Source organism: Rhodoferax sp. TS-BS-61-7 (assembly GCF_002943465.1).
Lineage (GTDB): Bacteria > Pseudomonadota > Gammaproteobacteria > Burkholderiales > Burkholderiaceae_C > Allorhodoferax.
In genome coordinates this window covers 1-14966 of record NZ_PTQY01000009.1, presented here as the reverse complement: position 1 = coordinate 14966, position 14966 = coordinate 1, and the positions used below count along the sequence as shown (strand labels likewise).

Sequence of the window (14966 nt, the reverse complement as noted above, 5' to 3'; positions counted from 1 at the left end):
CTGCGTTGCAAATACGCAGTGGGCAGCGAATGGGTGAACTGTATTTAGATGGCGCAACAAATAGAATCAGCGTCAGATTAAATTCACTCTTCCACTTACTGGAACAATATGGACCGTTTTCACCTGATGAATGTGTTGGTGGCGGTGGTGGATGCCCACGGCTTTGCGGGGGCGGCGCGCAAGTTGGCCATCTCGCCACCGGCGGTAACCCGCGCCGTAAATGAGCTGGAGGCCCACCTGGGCCTGCGCCTGCTGACGCGCACCACGCGCACCGTGCGCGTGACGGATGCGGGCGAGCGCTATGTGCAGGACTGCCGCCGCATCCTGGCGGAGATGGCGGAGGCGGATGAGTCGGTGACCGGCCAACACAGCGCGCCGCGTGGGCGGCTCACCATCACTGCGCCCGTGTTGTTCGGGGGCAAGTTTGTGACGCCCATCGTGAGCGAGTATTTGCAGCGCTACCCGGAGGTGACGGCGTCGTGCCTGTTTCTGGACCGCGTGGTGAACATGGTGGACGAGGGCGCAGACGTGGCCATTCGCATTGGTGAGTTGCCGGACTCGACCATGCAGGCCATCCGCGTGGGGCAGGTGCGGCGCGTGGTGTGCGCATCGCCGGCCTACCTCAAGGCGCAGGGCATTCCGCTCACACCGGACGACTTGCACCAACACGCCATCGTCTCGGCCAGCAGCGTGACGCCCAACCCGGAGTGGCGCATGCAGCAGGACGGCACACCGCTGTCCATCCGCCTGCAGGCGCGCATGACCACCACTACCAACGACTCGGCCATTGCGGCGGTGGTAGGCGGCTTTGGGCTCACGCGCCTTTTGTCGTACCAGGTGGCGGAGCACTTGCGCGCACGCAAGCTCAAAACGGTGCTTACCGACTTTGAGCCCGAGCCCCTGCCAGTGCATGTGGTGCACCGCGAGGGTCGACAGGCTTCGCGCCGAGTGCGGGCGTTTATTGACCTTGCCATAGAGCGGCTGCGCAACGACCCCTCACTGAACTGACTGGCAACGAACGCGCACTATCTCACCCACACCGCGCGGCCTGGGGCTTGGCGTACCATGCCCCCGGTTCCAACGAGGAGACAACCATGTTCAGCCACGCCATGCTCGGCACGCTGGGCATTGGCCCCGGCATTGCCAACCACAACGGCATGGTTCAGCGTTACTTCTACCGCAGCCCCACGGGCAACTTTGGCATTACCCAGCCGCTGAACGGCGAGCCGGCCACACATGGCAATGGCAGCACCATTGGCTTCAAGATGGAATCGCCCGAGCAGGCCGATGCCTTCCACGCGGCGGGCGTGGCCAACGGTGGCAGCAGCTGCGAAGAGCCGCCCGGCTTGCGCGACAACGGCGTGGGCACGCTCTACCTGGCCTACCTGCGCGACCCGGATGGCAACAAGATCTGCGCGATGTACCGGCCGCCCAAGAAGTAACACTATGGTTTTGATAGCTGTTGGCGCAATATCCACGGTCGCCAGCGGATGATTCCCCTTAAACCTCAGCCAGATGACTTGCTGGATGTTTTGAGATTTTTGGTCGCTGGGGCCGCCAGGTAGTTCTGCCCCGACACCACCGGCTTGCCTGCCCGGTCATGCGCTGCTGAATCCACTTGTCGCTGCGGCCGTGTTGCTGCCAGGTGTGGCGGGCGCGGTTGAGCGAGAGGGCGGGGTCGGCCATTTCTTGCATGCGCTCGTAGCCCACTTTGGCGAGCCAAAGTTTGATGGGTTCGGCTTTGGGGCTGGGGACGGATTGGACCAGGCGCAGCAAAGTTTCGGCGGTGGCGACATCGGTGAGCCGCTGCTTGCCGTCAGCCGCGGGCATTTTCAACTGGTGACAGTTTGTCACCAGTTGGCTGCCCTCCTTGTTCAAACGGCGCTTAAGCTGATTCCAGTATTTGCGAGCGGTCAAATCGTCAGGCTGCTGCGTCAGCACCTGCACCACGTCCACCACCGAGAACCACCAGGTTTCGGTGGCCTCATCAAACACGCGGCGGATGGACTGGCCGTCAAAGTCGGTTGGCAGAATTTTCATGGTGGCCCCTTGAGCGGCAGCATGGTTGGCGCTGCACGACAAATACTGTTGTTTTACACAGCATCCCCGATACCTCTAAGATTTCCAAGATGCTCCGCCGCTTTTTTCTTGCCACCCCGTTGTGCCTGCCGCTCTCCCAGTTAGCGTGGGCGGAGCCTGAACCCGAGCCGGACGACGCCGCCACAGCCTTGCCGCACTACAAGGTATCTGCCGCTGCGCTGCAGGCGGCGGTGGGGCAGCGTTTTCCGCTGCGTTACCCGGTGCCGGGGCTGCTGAACCTGGATGTGCAGGTGCCCACGCTGCGCCTGTTTCCCGCGGTCAACCGGCTGGGCGCCGAGATGGTGGTGGACGCGGCCGGCCCGGCACTCAACCGCAGCCACCAGGGCACGCTGGAGGTGGCGTTTGCGCTGCGTTACGAAGTGGCGGACCGCACGGTGCGCGCGCACCAGCTGCGCCTGAAGCGCCTGCAGTTCCCCACGCTGCAGCCCGGCGTGGTGGCACTGCTCAATACCTACGGCCCTGCACTGGCCGAACGCACACTGCTGGAGGTGGTGCTGCACCGCATGCGCCCGCAAGACCTGGCCCTGCCCGATGGCCTGGGCATGCAGCCGGGCAGTATCACCGTGACCGACGAGGGGCTGACGATAGGTTTTGTGCCAAAACCGCTCTGAAACACTATAGTTATTCATAGATGTTTTGGTTATTGGGTATTTTTTGACATCTATGATGCTTTAATTCGATTGATGTGCAATCTGTGTAATTGGACGTTAATTTATAGATTAAACAAAATAAGGTATTTTGCTAATATCTATGAATGCCAGTACAAAACACCAAACCGTCTGACTACCCGCAAGCCGTCGTCCAGCAGATTGCATTGCTGGCGCAAAACATCGTCATCGCGCGCAAGCGGCGCAAGGAAACGCAGGCGCAGTGGGCCAAACGGCTGGGTGTTTCACAGCCCACCATGGCGCGCATCGAGCGCGGGGACCCGTCGGTGGCCATGGCTTCGTATGCCATGTGTATATGGCTGATCAACCCGTCTGCAGTGCTGGCCGATCTGATCGCTCCGCAGCAGGACCATGCGGCGCTGGAGCGCGAGATTGTGCGCATCCAACCCAAGCGCGCATTGCCTGCAACCACCGCTCGCAGCCAGCGCGGCGGTGATGTGGCGACGGGTTTGGCCGCATTGATCGCCGCACAGGGACTGGACAAGCCCCAATGAATGCCGCCGACATCCAGCCCGGCAGCTACGTGCCACAAGACCGGCTCTACGTGTGGGCGCTGGTCAACCCAGCCAGCCCCGCGCTGGTGGGCGAGCTGCGGCTGTCGCCACTGGTGCCCGACTGTGCCGTATTTACCTATGCGCCGACGTGGTGGAACTTCCCGCTAAGCGAAGACCTGCCGCTGATTGCGGGGCAAGACTTCAGCGTGGGTGAGCGCAGCAGCGTGCCGGGCGCGCTGGACGATGCACGACCGGACCGCTGGGGCGAGCGCATCATCCGCCACGTCGAACGCCCGGCCCGACTGTCGGTGCTGGAAATGCTACTGTTTGCCGGCGATGACCGCTTCGGGGCGCTGGGCATTTCGGTGTCTGCAGAGCAATACATACCCCGCCGCATCGGCCCCTACCCGCAACTTGGCGACTTGGCGCAACTGGCCCAGGCCGTGGAGGACGTGCAGCAGCAGACCCCCATCACGCCGCAGATCCAGCGCCTGGTGCAGCCCGGTGTGACCCTGGGCGGTGCGCGGCCCAAGGCCTTGCTGCAAACACCGGACGGCCCGTGTGTGGTGAAGTTCAGCGAGCTGGACGACCCGGTAGACACGCCCTGCATCGAACACGCCACCATGACCTTGGCCGCCACGGCGGGCATCACGGTTGCATCCACCGGCTTGCTGACGCTGCCACCGCGCCACGGCAAGACACGCCACGCGTTGACGATCCAGCGCTTTGACAGACAGGGCCCGCTGCGGCTGCATTGCCTGTCGGCCCACACTGTGCTGAGGGCAGCACGCCTGCCCGAGAGTTACAGCGCGCTGGCCACGGTGCTGCTGCGCCTGGGCCACCCGGACCGCCAGGCCGCCATGCGCGAAGAGTTGTTCAAACGCATGGTGTTCAACATCCTGATGGACAACACGGACGACCATGAGCGCAACCATTGCCTGCGCCTGGGTTTTGACGGTTACTACGAACTGGCCCCGGCATTTGATGTGGTGCCCAGCTTGCAGAACCTGGGCTACCAGGCCATGGTGGTGGGCGCACGGGGCACCGAGTCCACCTTGGACAACGCGTTGTCGGAGCGCAAGGAGTTTGGCCTCTCCGTGCCACGTGCTCAGGCACTCGTGAGCGAGGTGGCACACGCCGTAGACCAGTGGCAAGGCCATTTTCGGCAACAGGGCGTGTGCGCGGCAGACATGGCGCTGCTTCAGGCCAGCATCGACCGCGATGCGTTGCGACTGCAGCGCAAGGCATTTTGCTAACGCGGCGCGGCCAGCAGGTGCCTGGCGCGCACCAGGTCCACCGCGTGGCCTTCCGATAAATTCAAAAAGTACGCGCGCTGCCAGGCCTGCGTGGCCAGCGCCTGCCGGCTGGTGGGGGTGTCCCACGGCGGGTAGACACGCAGGGCGCGCTTACCGTCTTTGCCAGGTTGGGCCACCACGCCATGCGCCGCCAGCGCCGCTATGGGAAACACAAACTGCCCGAAGTGGGGCCCGCTGCGGGTGCTGACCACAAACAGGTCCACCGGGTCGCCCAGCTCAAACGGTTGTATTGGGCCGCGGCCCACGCGTTTCCACACGGTAACGAACTGGCCGACTTTGGTGGGCGTGGTTTTGGCGACGCGAAAACACACCCGCAAGCCGCCCAGCAGCAGGGTGTGGGCGCCGTAGTCCGCGCTCTCGGCCTCGGGAAACACATGGGTGCAGACCAGGCCGCTGGGGGCGTAGGCCAGGGCTTGCGCGGCTTGCAGGTCGGGGTGGCTGGTGCTGGCCGTGGACGGCAAGGTGGGTGGGGCAAACATGGGCGCATGGTAGCGGCTGCGGCGGCGGGCGATACTCGGGCGCATGACCCCTGCCGCTGCCCTGCAAGCCGCCCCACACACGCCCCCAACGCCCCATGCGGTGTCGCGCCTGCGCACCGCGCGCCTGGCGCGCGCCACCAAACCCTTCCTCGCGCGCGGTGGCTCCGACGTACCGCGCTGCGCAGGCTGCCGCCTGGTGCTGAGCCACTGCCTGTGCGCCGAACGCCCCATGGTGCCCACGCGCGCCGGTGTGTGCCTGCTGATGGCCGACATCGAAGCGCTGAAGCCCAGCAACACCGGCTGGTTGATTGCCGACGTGGTGGCCGACACTTACGCGTTTGGCTGGGCCCGCACCGAGGTAGACCCCGCGCTGCTGACACTGCTGGCCGACCCGCAGTGGCAGCCGTATGTGGTGTTTCCTGGTGAATTTGTAGCGCCCGAGCGGGTGGTGACGCAGCTGATAGAGCCACCATTCGCCGCCGAGCCATCCAGCAAGCGCCCGCTGTTCATCCTGCTGGACGCCACCTGGCCCGAGGCACGCAAGATGTTCCGCAAAAGCCCCTACCTGAACACGCTGCCGGTGCTGAGCCTGCAGCCCGAGCAGCTGTCGCGCTACACGCTGCGCCGCAGCCGCCGCGACGACCACTTTTGCACCAGCGAGGTGGGCGCCCTGTGCCTGGAGCTGGCCGGCGAAAGCCTGGCCGCCCAAACGCTGGAGGCCTACCTGGACGTGTTTACCCACCACTACCTGCAAGCCAAACACCAGCAGCCGGCGGACCGGAATGGCGAGGCACATGGCAGATTGCGGGCGCTGGGACAGCAGCGTTAAATCGCTCCTGTTTTAGGAGCTGCTCGCGCATATTCAACGAGGACTAGAGACCTATTTGGCTATGTATCAGCCGACCTTGCGAAACGTCAGGTTGACGCGCCGCCGCCCCACCAGCGCGTGGTCGCCATCGGCCACCGGCAACACGCCGTGAAACGCCAGGCGCGACGGGCCGCCCCAGACCACCACGTCGCCATGGGCGAGGCGCAAGCGTTGGGTTTTACCGGTACGCTCCAAGCCGCCAAACAGAAAGGTGGCGGGAAGTCCCAGTGAGAGCGACACGACCGGTGCGCGCAGGTCGCGTTCGTCACGGTCCTGGTGCAGGCCGAGTTTGTTGCCGGGCAGGTACTGATTGACCATGCAGGAGTCGGGCACAAAGCCGGGGTAGCCGGCCTCCGTGGCGGCGCGCACGGCAAAGTCCATCAAACATTGGGGTATGGCGGGCCAAGGCTGGCGTGTGCCGGGGTTGCGCGGGGCGTAGCGGTAGCCACCGGGCTCAGACACCCAGCCCATGCTGCCGCAGCGTGTGGTCTGGATGGACATGGTGTGGCCGCCCGGCGTTTGCAGGTGGCGCAGCGGCAGCTGGGCGATGACGGACTCCACCGCGGCCAGCAGCTGCACATCGTCCGCCCGGCCCAGGCCGCGCAGCAGCACGGCACCGGGCGCGATGGCGGTGCGCAGGTCCTCAGAAGCTAAGGGCAGGTCGTCAAACAGGTCCACGGGGCGGGCAAGGGCAGGCTTTGAATACTGTATTTTTACACAGCATTCAAGCCAACGCCATAGCTCACCGGCCCTGCAGCCGAGCCTTACATGCGCCCTTGCTGGCGCAGCAGCTGCGCGCGCTCGCGGATGCCGGCCTCGCCGCGGTGCAGCGCGGCTGCGCTGGTGTGCACCGAGTAGTTCCCCATGAACAGCTCATGCGGATGCGGCACACCCGAGCCGAGCACAAAGGCGGTGTCGGTTTGCGCCTCGAATTCAATCGCACCGCCAGCCTCGTCAAACACCGCCAGGTCACCCGTGCGCAACGCGGCGGGCGCAGTGAGCACGCCTTCACCCACCGCAGCCCAGGCCACAGTGTGGCCGGCGGGCGGCGCAAAACGCCAGGTCTCACCGGCCTTGAGGTGCACGCCCAGGTAGGTCATGTTGGACGGTGCGGGGATGGGGCTGACCTTTCCTTCGTACGCACCCAGCAACACGCGCGCGGGGCCAGCGTGGGGCACGCCTTCGGGGCCCAGGTAGATGCTGTGCGCCTCGGCCAGCTCAAGTTCGGGCGGCATGGCCACCCAGAGCTGGAAGCCCAGCACGCGCTCGGTGTTGTCGGGCGCGCCGGTGTGCCACACGCCGCCGCCGGCCATCATCCATTCCACGCCGCCATTGGGCAACACGCCTTTCGCGCCATGTTCGCCGGTGGTGTCTTCATAGGCGGTCTGACCGCTCATCAAATAGGTGAGCGTGGCAATGCCCGAGTGCGGATGCATGCCAAAGCGGGGCGGCTGGCCACCGGCGGGCACTTCAAAGCGGTCCAGAAAGATAAAAGGCTTGAGCACTTCGCCCAGGTCGCCAGGGCTGACCAGACGCGTGATGGCGCCATGGCTGCTACCGCGCGTGCGGTGGACGATGGGGCGTTGTTGGACGGTAACTTCGGCGGTAGCGGCTGCAAACATGGTGATCTCCTTAAACGGTGAATCAAGCGATGTCTGTAGGTTAGGGCTTGCCCTATTACTTGTGTAGACGCCACAATTGGCATTCACTATGCCGTTTTTGTTAGGAATGAGATGCTGGACCTGAACCAGATGGCGCTGTTTGTGCAGGTGGTGCAAGCCGGGAGTTTTGCCGTGGCAGCGCGGCGGCTGGGTATGCCGCCCACCACGCTGAGCCGCCAGGTGGCGCAGCTGGAGGACAGCCTGCAAGCCCGGCTGCTGCAGCGCACCACGCGCAAACTGACGCTGACCGACGCGGGCCGCACGCTGTTTGACCAGAGCGCGGCGCAGATCGCCACGCTGCAGGACGCAGCCAGTGCGCTGGCCGGCAACGACCAGGCGCCCAAAGGCCACGTGCGCGTGGCCGCGCCCTCGGGCTTTTTTGACTACTTTGCGATGGACTGGGTGGCCGCGTTTTTGGCCACACACCCGGCGGTGCAGCTGGAGTTTGTGCTGAGCGACGGCATGGCCGATGTGGTGGGCGAGGGTATTGACGTAGCGTTTCGCGGCAGTGGCGAGCTGCCGGACTCCAGTCTGGTGGCACGCAAGCTGGTCAGCAGCTACCTGGCGCTGGCCGCCAGCCCGGCCTACCTGGCCGCGCGTGGTTCGCCGCAGACCATCGCCGACCTGACCGCGCACGACTGCATTTGCCCCGCCCACACGGGTGGCCACGGCACCTGGAACCTGAACGGGCCCAGCGGCCCAGTGCAAGTGGCCGTGCACGGGCGCCTGGGCGCCAGCACCGGCCAGGCGCAGCGCAAGGCGGCCGAGGCGGGTCTGGGCATTTGCCTGCTGCCCATCAATGCACTGCGCGACAGCTTGCGTGATGGCGCGCTGGTGGAGGTATTGCCCGGCGTGGCCAGTGCGCCGGCCGGCATGTACGTGGTCTACCCCAGCCGCCGCCATGTGCCGCGCGCGGTGACGGCGTTTGTAGAGATGGCGGTGCAGCGCCTTACGGCTGTGATGGGGCAGACGCAGGACTGAGCTGCCCCGGCGTGCCCACCCGGGCCAGCGCCGCACGGGCACCAGCCAGCGACTGCAAGCGCTCGCGCAAATAGTCCGCCAAACGGGGCTGCTGGCTGAAGGCCACGTTGAAGCGGATGTGGGCATCGGCCTGGTTGTTGGCGCTGAAGGTGGCGCCGCGCATCAGCACAATCTTGTTGCGGTAGGCGTCTTGTACCAGCAGGGTCAGGTCAATATCGCCGGGCACCGTGGCCCATAAAAACAGGCCGCCTTCACCAGGGTGGTCTAACTGCAAACCGGCGTCTGTCAGCTGCCGCGCGCTGGCGTGGCGGGCGGCCAGCAGTTTGGCGTTCAGGCGGTCCAGGTGCTTGCGCCAGCGCCCGGCAGCCAGCACCTCCAGCAGCACATATTCGTTGAATGCGGGGCCGGTCAATATCGAGCAGATCTTTTCGCGCATCAGCGCTTTGAGCAGCACCGGCTCGGCCGCCATATAGCCCATGCGCAGCGCGGGGCTCAGGGCCTTGCAGAAGCTGGAGTAGTAGATGACGCGGTCCAACCCCGACAGGCTGGCCAGGCGCGTGGCATGGCCAGGGTGAAAGTGGCCGTGCACATCGTCCTCGGCAATCAAAAACCCATATTGCTGCGCCAGCATCAGCACCTTGTGCAGGTTGGCCGCAGTGCTGCTCCAGCCGGTGGGGTTGTGCAGCACGGTCTGGATGAACAGCAGGCGCGGGTGGTGTTCGCGGCAGGCGGCTTCCAGTTGCGCCAGGTCCAGGCCATCGGGGTTGCGCCGGATGGGGATGGCCCGAATGCCGTCTTTGCGCAGGCGCTCAAACATCAAAAAGTAGCCGGGGTCTTCGACCAGCACGGTGTCGCCGGGCTGCAAGAAGGCGCGGCAAATCAGGTCAATGGCGTGCGTGCCACCCAGCGTGGTGAGGATGCGGCCCGCGTCCACCGCAATGCCCACACCGCGCAAGACCATGGCGATGCGCTCGCGCAAATCGGGCAGGCCCTGCGGCGGGCAGCGCGAGGCCATGCCGGCGCTGGCACGTGCCAGGCCGCGCTGCACCACGGTGGCGGGCACGGCGTCTTGCAGCCACGACGGCGGCAGCGCGCCACTGCTGGCCAGCAGCACACCGGCGCGCTGGTCATTGGCCTGCTGGGCAAACCACACGCCATCTTGTTCTTCCCCGGCTTCCAGCGCCGCCGCATCGGGCATGGGGCTGGCCGGGCGCGTCTCGCGCACAAAGTAACCGGCCGTGCCGCGCGACTCGATCAGGCCCAGCGCCATCAACCGGTCATAGGCCACCACCACGGTGTTGGGGCTGACTGCAAACTGCCCGGCCAACTGGCGGATGGACGGCAGGCGCGCCGCAGCGGGCAGCTGGCCGCCGCTGATGCGCCCGCGCAGACCCAGCTCAATCTGGTCGCTGAGCGGCGTGGGCGCGTTGCGGTCTAAGGGAAACATGAAGCAAGGTTAGCGCAGAAAGCTGATCGCCAGCACCACCAACATGGCGCCCATGCTGAGGTTGAAGATGCGCTGCTTGCGCGGGTCGGTCAGCAGGCGGCGGATGGCCACCCCAAACAGCGCCCACATCGAGACGCTGGGAATGCCGATCACTGCGCCCACGACGGCAACCACCAGCGCGCCCATAGGTGCACTCAAACCCGCCGGCATGAACACTGTGGCCAGCGTGATCGCCCGCACCCAGCTCTTGGGGTTGACCGCCTGGAACAGGGCGGCCTGCGCAAAGCTCAGCGGCTTGGCAGCCTGTGCCTCGCCGATGGAGCTGGCGCAGAGTTTCCAGGCCAGATAGATCAGGTACACGGCGCCGGTGATGCGCAGAATCTGGTGCAGCACCGGGAAGGCCACGAACAGGCTGCCCAGCCCCAGGCAGGTGACATAGGTCTGCACCGCCACCCCGCTCACCTGGCCAAAAATCTGTGGCAGCGCGCGGCGATAACCAAACAGCGCGCCCGAGGTGGCCAACATCACGTTGTTGGGCCCGGGCGTGCTGGACATCACAAAGCAGTAGGTCATCAGGGGCAGTAGGTCGGTCCACATGGGCAGGCTCCAGCAAAAGTGGACTCGAATGTAGAAGCGGCCCGGGCCGCCGTGCTGCACAGGCAGGGTGGTGCAGTGCTGCGCTGTATCAGTCTGCACAGCACTACAGAGGGGCTGCGGCCCGCAGCGGCGACAATCTCCCCATGACCGACAACTACAAAGCCGCCGAATTGGCACGAGAAGCCGCCCTGTGCGAACCCTGCCGCGGCATCCAGCGCAACTGGCGCCGCGCCCCTGGCCACGCCGAACTGGTGCAGGGCGACAACCGCAAGGAAGAGCGCGCTGGCCGTTTTGTGACGGTGACGCGTTACCGCTGCGACCGCTGCGGCTCCATCTGGGACTACGAAAACAACCCGGCCAACCAGAAGGCCGGCTGGTCGCTGCCGCGCCGTTAAGCACGGCAGGCCATGAAAGCTCCCCCCAGACTGCAGTCCCTTGTTGAAGAGGGCCTGATCGACACCGTGGTGCGCCAGCTCATGAGCGGCAAAGAGGCCATGGTGTTTGTGGTGCGCGCGGGCGAGCAAACGCTGTGCGCCAAGATCTACAAAGAGGCCAACAACCGCAGCTTCCGCCAGGCGGTGGACTACACCGAGAACCGCAAGGTGAAAAACTCGCGCTCGGCCCGCGCCATGGCCAAGGGCAGCAAGTTTGGCCGCCAGGAGCAAGAGGCTGCGTGGCAAAGCGCCGAGGTGGACGCGTTGTACCGCCTGGCCGCGGCTGGTGTGCGTGTGCCACAGCCGATCAATTTTCACGACGGTGTGTTGCTGATGGAGCTGGTGACCGATGCGAACGGCGACGCCGCCCCGCGTCTGAACGATGTGGCATTTACCGAAGCCCAAGCGCTGCGACACCACGCCACGCTGGTGGCCGAGGTGGTGCGCATGGTGTGTGCGGGCGTGGTGCATGGGGATTTGTCGGAGTTCAACATCCTTCTCGCCAACGCTGATGGCGTGGACTTTCCGGTGATCATTGACCTGCCACAGGCCGTGGACGCCGCGGGCAACAACCACGCGCAGCGCATGCTAATGCGGGACGTGGCCAACCTGCGCGACTTCTTTGGCCAGTTTGCCCCCGCCCTCTTGACCACCGACTACGGCCCCGAGATCTGGAGCCTGTACCAGGGCGGCCTGCTGAGCAACGAGACGGTGCTGACCGGCCACTACGAACGTGCCCATGCCGATGTGGACATGGCAGGCGTGTTGCGCGAGATTGACGATGCACGCGCCGAAGACGCGGCGCGCCGGCTGCGCATGGCGACGGCGGGTTAAGCAGGCCCGATTTGCTATTAATACAATAGCTTCTTGCGCATACAGAACGTGGGCTAGCGGCCTATTTCTTGTATAAACCGATCTCCCCCCAAGGAACCTGCCATGCCCCACCTGGTCATTCTGTACACCGCCAACCTGGACCGCGAGAGCGATATGTCCGCCCTGTGCCGCACCATGGCCGACACCATGCTGGCGCAGCGCGACGAGACCGGCAAACAGGTGTTCCCCACCGGTGGCGTGCGCGTGCTGGCCTACCCGGCGGCGCACAGCGCGGTGGCCGACGGCAAAGGCGACTACGGCTTTGTTTACCTGAACCTGCGCATTGCGCGCGGGCGCAGCGCGGCGCTGCAAAAGCAGATGGGTGACGCGCTGACGGCCGCCGTGGGCGCGCACTTTGCCACGCTGCTGGCCCAGAAGCCACTGGGCATCACGCTGCAGATCGACGAAGGGCATGAGGTGTTTGATGGCAAACACAGCACGCTGCACCCGCTGTTTAACAAGGCCTAGCCATGTCGCGCATGCGTGGATGGGGTTTGCTGCTGGCCGTGGCCGTGCCGCTGCTGATTTTTTTCAGCTGGTCGCGCCTGGGGAGCGAGACGGCGCGTATCAACCTGGAGCGTTACGAGGCCTGGGCGGGCAATGATGCGGCGGCGCTGATGCGGCCGCTGCATGCGTATTTTTTGAAGCAGCAACAGGCGGCGGCCAGTGGTGACCTGGTGTTGCCCGCAGTGCCCCCCCAAAGCGGCGTAAAAACCTGGGCCCTGCAAGCCGACAGCACCCTGCTGGTAACGCTGGATGCCAAGGTGGAGGGCCGTGCCGTGCGGCTGCGTTATGTGCCGATTGTGCGCAGCGCCACGGGCATTTTTTACGACTGCGTGAGCGACACCTCGCCGGTGCACGTGGGGCGTTTTTGCCGGGCCGAGGTGCTGAAGTCGGTGGCCGATGTGGCGGCGCAGCTGGACGCCAATGCGCAGGTGCTGGCCACGCTGCCTCCGGTGCACAGTGCGTCTGGCACGGCACTGGCGGCGGGCACACCCACCGGCAGTGTGGTGGTGGTGCCGGCCACCGCGCAAGACCTCAACGGCTGCGGCTTTCAGTGTGTGCAGCCCCAAAGCTGTGTGACCCCGCGCCCCCTGGCTTGCGCCAAGCAGGTGACCGAGGGCAACAGCGGCTACCAGGATGTGCGCGCCACACCCGACGATGTGCGGGGCAACCAGTTCGCCACGCGCGGCGCAGCCGATGCCGCCTGTGCACAAGCGCTGGGCAGCGGTTACCGCCTGGCCCAGGCGGGCAGCCTGGGTGGGGTGTTTACGCTTACCGGCGGCAACGAATACTGGGTGCACAACGAGGTGCGCACCGAACACAACTGCTGGGCCCGTGACTAGACCCTACTGGCACACCCCACCCTTGGGGCCGCTGGGGCTGGCCGTGTGGGCCCTGGCCACCACCCTGGCCATGGTGGCGCCTTGGTTAAGCCCCATGACCTGGGGCCCCAACCCCGAGATGGTGCAGCGCCTGCTGTCCGTGGGCTGCGGCGCCGTGCTGCTGGTGGCATGGGTGGGATATGGGCCGCGTGTGGACGCGCGCACACTGGCGCACACGCTGGCCTGGGGCTGGCTGGGGGCCGCACTGCTGAGTGCAGGGGCAGGCGTGTTGCAGTACTTTGGCGCAGAAGGGCTGGTGTTTGACGGCTGGATCAGCGCATCCACACCAGGCCAAGCCTATGCCAACCTGCGCCAGCGCAACCAGTTTGCGTCGCTCACGTCCTTGGGCCTGGTGGCCTTGCTCTACCTGGTGGCGGTGCATGCGGACGAGGCACCCACGCCAGGCCCCCAGCACCGGCTCTGGGTGCTGCTGGCCATCGCACTGCTGGCACTGGGCAACGCGGCCAGTAGCTCACGCACCGGCGTGCTGCAGTGGCTGGGGCTGCTGGCACTGGCCTGGGTGTGGGGGCGCCACGGGCAGCGCAGCCTGCTGCGCTGGACCCTGCTGGCCGTGGGCCTATACCTGCTGGCAGCCTGGGCGCTGCCCTTGGGCTTGCAGGCCAGCACCGGCCAAGCCAGCGCTGGCGCCAGTGCACTGCAACGGTTTCAGGAAAGCTCGGGCTGCGGGAGTCGCACCATTCTGTGGCGCAATGTGCTGGAGCTGATCGCCCACCAACCTTGGCTGGGTTGGGGCTGGGGTGAGCTCAAGTTTGCGCACTTCATCACCCCCTACCAGGGCGAACGTTTTTGTGAACTGCTGGACAACGCCCACCACCTGCCGCTGCACCTGGCGGTGGAGCTGGGCGTGCCCGCCGCGCTGCTGCTGTGTGGCGGCGCATTGGCCGCCGTGGTGTGGGCCCGGCCCTGGCGCGACACCGCCCCCGCGCGGCAAATGGCCTGGGCCGGCCTGGCCACCATCTTGCTGCACAGCCTGCTGGAGTACCCACTGTGGTACGGGCCCTTCCAGCTGGCCACGCTGCTGTGCCTGTGGCTGCTGTGGCGCACCCGGCGGAATGCCCCCGCAGCGCCCCGTGACACCGCGCAGCTGCCGCTGAGTCTGCTGGCCGCCACCGGCATGCTGGCTGTGGTGGCCTATACGGGCTGGGACTACTGGCGCGTGGGCCAACTCTTCTTGCCCCAGAGCTACCGGGCCGAGGCCTACCGCGACGACACCCTGGCCAAGGTGGAAACCTCCTGGCTGTTCAGCGACATGGTGCGTTTTGCCCGTGTCACCACCACCAGCCCCGCCCCCGAAAACGCTGCCGCGTTGTACGCCGATGCCCTGCAGGCGCTGCACTACTCGCCCGAACCCCGGGTGATAGGGGCGCTGCTGGAAAGCGCCCGCCTGCTCGGCCAGGAGAGCGCGGCCACCGAACACATCCGTCGCCAGTGGCAGGCCAACTACGATCAAGCGCAGACAGAATTACCGTAATTTGCTATGCATTTAGTAGCTACTTGCGCAGTATCTACGGGTGCTAGAGGCCAATTTCTTGATTTCTAGTTCGAATCGCGACATTGGTTGCGCAGTTCCGAGAGTACCTCAGCAGGGGTCTTGAAGCCCAAGCATGCACGCGGTCTGGAGTTAAGCAGGCGTTCAATGCGC

General features: G+C 65.6%; 18 protein-coding genes. 12 read left to right on the top strand and 6 right to left on the bottom strand.

Annotated elements, in window-relative coordinates:
* Nucleotides 1–108 precede the first annotated feature (108 nt).
* Both C5F53_RS18665 and C5F53_RS18660 read left to right on the top strand, forming a co-directional pair.
* The gene (locus C5F53_RS18665; RefSeq protein WP_105262915.1) at nt 109–1008 is read left to right on the top strand and encodes a LysR family transcriptional regulator; all 900 of its coding nucleotides are present in this window, start codon (nt 109–111) and stop codon (nt 1006–1008) included.
* A gap of 86 nt (nt 1009–1094) precedes the next feature.
* A complete protein-coding gene (locus C5F53_RS18660) occupies nt 1095–1442 on the top strand; it encodes a VOC family protein (RefSeq protein ID WP_105262914.1) in 348 nt (115 codons plus the stop codon).
* 58 nt (nt 1443–1500) lie between these two features.
* Here the strand turns inward: C5F53_RS18660 and C5F53_RS18655 are convergent, their stop codons facing one another.
* On the bottom strand, nt 1501–2040 hold the full coding sequence (locus tag C5F53_RS18655; RefSeq protein ID WP_201740895.1) for a BRO family protein: 540 nt from the start codon (nt 2038–2040) through the stop codon (nt 1501–1503).
* Between the two features lie 89 nt (nt 2041–2129).
* Between C5F53_RS18655 and C5F53_RS18650 the strand changes: the two genes are divergently transcribed.
* From C5F53_RS18650 to C5F53_RS18640, 3 genes are all read left to right on the top strand, one after another.
* Nucleotides 2130–2711, top strand: coding sequence for a DUF1439 domain-containing protein (locus C5F53_RS18650; protein WP_105262913.1), 582 nt, complete (start codon nt 2130–2132; stop codon nt 2709–2711).
* 143 nt (nt 2712–2854) lie between these two features.
* The gene (locus C5F53_RS18645; RefSeq protein ID WP_105262912.1) at nt 2855–3262 is read left to right on the top strand and encodes a helix-turn-helix transcriptional regulator; all 408 of its coding nucleotides are present in this window, start codon (nt 2855–2857) and stop codon (nt 3260–3262) included.
* Nucleotides 3259–4518, top strand: coding sequence for a type II toxin-antitoxin system HipA family toxin (locus C5F53_RS18640; RefSeq protein ID WP_105262911.1), 1260 nt, complete (start codon nt 3259–3261; stop codon nt 4516–4518). Before C5F53_RS18645 ends, C5F53_RS18640 begins: the two co-directional genes overlap by 4 nt.
* On the opposite strand, the gene C5F53_RS18635 is transcribed toward C5F53_RS18640, so the two are convergent.
* Nucleotides 4515–5057: a MepB family protein gene (locus C5F53_RS18635; RefSeq protein WP_105263008.1), complete on the bottom strand. Its 543-nt coding sequence runs from the start codon at nt 5055–5057 to the stop codon at nt 4515–4517. The genes C5F53_RS18640 and C5F53_RS18635 overlap by 4 nt on opposite strands.
* Nucleotides 5058–5100: 43 nt before the next feature.
* Between C5F53_RS18635 and C5F53_RS18630 the strand changes: the two genes are divergently transcribed.
* Nucleotides 5101–5886, top strand: a complete 786-nt coding sequence (locus tag C5F53_RS18630) for a tRNA-uridine aminocarboxypropyltransferase (protein ID WP_105262910.1) — start codon at nt 5101–5103, stop codon at nt 5884–5886.
* Between the two features lie 66 nt (nt 5887–5952).
* On the opposite strand, the gene alkB is transcribed toward C5F53_RS18630, so the two are convergent.
* The gene (alkB, locus tag C5F53_RS18625) at nt 5953–6603 is read right to left on the bottom strand and encodes a DNA oxidative demethylase AlkB (protein WP_105262909.1); all 651 of its coding nucleotides are present in this window, start codon (nt 6601–6603) and stop codon (nt 5953–5955) included.
* An 86-nt stretch (nt 6604–6689) separates the two neighbouring features.
* The gene (locus tag C5F53_RS18620) at nt 6690–7547 is read right to left on the bottom strand and encodes a pirin family protein (RefSeq protein WP_105262908.1); all 858 of its coding nucleotides are present in this window, start codon (nt 7545–7547) and stop codon (nt 6690–6692) included.
* A 111-nt stretch (nt 7548–7658) separates the two neighbouring features.
* Here C5F53_RS18620 and C5F53_RS18615 point away from each other — a divergent pair, with 111 nt between their 5' ends.
* Nucleotides 7659–8567, top strand: coding sequence for a LysR family transcriptional regulator (locus tag C5F53_RS18615; RefSeq protein WP_105262907.1), 909 nt, complete (start codon nt 7659–7661; stop codon nt 8565–8567).
* Here the strand turns inward: C5F53_RS18615 and C5F53_RS18610 are convergent.
* Nucleotides 8536–10014 (bottom strand): PLP-dependent aminotransferase family protein, encoded by a 1479-nt coding sequence (locus C5F53_RS18610; protein ID WP_105262906.1) that lies wholly within the window; start codon nt 10012–10014, stop codon nt 8536–8538. The genes C5F53_RS18615 and C5F53_RS18610 overlap by 32 nt on opposite strands.
* Nucleotides 10015–10023: 9 nt before the next feature.
* Nucleotides 10024–10710, bottom strand: a complete 687-nt coding sequence (locus C5F53_RS18605; protein ID WP_236635443.1) for a LysE family translocator — start codon at nt 10708–10710, stop codon at nt 10024–10026.
* A gap of 44 nt (nt 10711–10754) precedes the next feature.
* Between C5F53_RS18605 and C5F53_RS18600 the strand changes: the two genes are divergently transcribed.
* The 5 genes from C5F53_RS18600 to C5F53_RS18580 all read left to right on the top strand — a co-directional run bounded on the left by C5F53_RS18600 (nt 10755) and on the right by C5F53_RS18580 (nt 14795).
* On the top strand, nt 10755–11006 hold the full coding sequence (locus C5F53_RS18600) for a hypothetical protein (RefSeq protein ID WP_105262904.1): 252 nt from the start codon (nt 10755–10757) through the stop codon (nt 11004–11006).
* A 12-nt stretch (nt 11007–11018) separates the two neighbouring features.
* Nucleotides 11019–11879, top strand: coding sequence for a PA4780 family RIO1-like protein kinase (locus tag C5F53_RS18595; protein ID WP_105262903.1), 861 nt, complete (start codon nt 11019–11021; stop codon nt 11877–11879).
* 102 nt (nt 11880–11981) lie between these two features.
* Nucleotides 11982–12386: a 5-carboxymethyl-2-hydroxymuconate Delta-isomerase gene (locus tag C5F53_RS18590; protein WP_105262902.1), complete on the top strand. Its 405-nt coding sequence runs from the start codon at nt 11982–11984 to the stop codon at nt 12384–12386.
* A 2-nt stretch (nt 12387–12388) separates the two neighbouring features.
* Nucleotides 12389–13264, top strand: a complete 876-nt coding sequence (locus C5F53_RS18585; RefSeq protein WP_105262901.1) for a hypothetical protein — start codon at nt 12389–12391, stop codon at nt 13262–13264.
* Nucleotides 13257–14795 carry a PglL family O-oligosaccharyltransferase gene (locus C5F53_RS18580; RefSeq protein WP_236635442.1) on the top strand — a complete coding sequence of 513 codons (1539 nt, stop codon included), beginning with the start codon at nt 13257–13259 and terminating at the stop codon, nt 14793–14795. The genes C5F53_RS18585 and C5F53_RS18580 overlap by 8 nt, the downstream gene beginning before the upstream one ends.
* The last annotated feature ends 171 nt before the right edge of the window (nt 14796–14966 follow it).

Bases quoted from the DNA above. Each gene is read 5' to 3' on its own strand.
- C5F53_RS18665 (WP_105262915.1), top strand. From the start codon at position 109: ATGGACCGTTTTCACCTGATGAATGTGTTGGTGGCGGTGGTGGATGCC.
- C5F53_RS18660 (WP_105262914.1), top strand. From the start codon at position 1,095: ATGTTCAGCCACGCCATGCTCGGCACGCTGGGCATTGGCCCCGGCATT.
- C5F53_RS18655 (WP_201740895.1), bottom strand. From the start codon at position 2,040: ATGAAAATTCTGCCAACCGACTTTGACGGCCAGTCCATCCGCCGCGTG.
- C5F53_RS18650 (WP_105262913.1), top strand. From the start codon at position 2,130: ATGCTCCGCCGCTTTTTTCTTGCCACCCCGTTGTGCCTGCCGCTCTCC.
- C5F53_RS18645 (WP_105262912.1), top strand. From the start codon at position 2,855: ATGCCAGTACAAAACACCAAACCGTCTGACTACCCGCAAGCCGTCGTC.
- C5F53_RS18640 (WP_105262911.1), top strand. From the start codon at position 3,259: ATGAATGCCGCCGACATCCAGCCCGGCAGCTACGTGCCACAAGACCGG.
- C5F53_RS18635 (WP_105263008.1), bottom strand. From the start codon at position 5,057: ATGTTTGCCCCACCCACCTTGCCGTCCACGGCCAGCACCAGCCACCCC.
- C5F53_RS18630 (WP_105262910.1), top strand. From the start codon at position 5,101: ATGACCCCTGCCGCTGCCCTGCAAGCCGCCCCACACACGCCCCCAACG.
- C5F53_RS18620 (WP_105262908.1), bottom strand. From the start codon at position 7,547: ATGTTTGCAGCCGCTACCGCCGAAGTTACCGTCCAACAACGCCCCATC.
- C5F53_RS18615 (WP_105262907.1), top strand. From the start codon at position 7,659: ATGCTGGACCTGAACCAGATGGCGCTGTTTGTGCAGGTGGTGCAAGCC.
- C5F53_RS18610 (WP_105262906.1), bottom strand. From the start codon at position 10,014: ATGTTTCCCTTAGACCGCAACGCGCCCACGCCGCTCAGCGACCAGATT.
- C5F53_RS18600 (WP_105262904.1), top strand. From the start codon at position 10,755: ATGACCGACAACTACAAAGCCGCCGAATTGGCACGAGAAGCCGCCCTG.
- C5F53_RS18595 (WP_105262903.1), top strand. From the start codon at position 11,019: ATGAAAGCTCCCCCCAGACTGCAGTCCCTTGTTGAAGAGGGCCTGATC.
- C5F53_RS18590 (WP_105262902.1), top strand. From the start codon at position 11,982: ATGCCCCACCTGGTCATTCTGTACACCGCCAACCTGGACCGCGAGAGC.
- C5F53_RS18585 (WP_105262901.1), top strand. From the start codon at position 12,389: ATGTCGCGCATGCGTGGATGGGGTTTGCTGCTGGCCGTGGCCGTGCCG.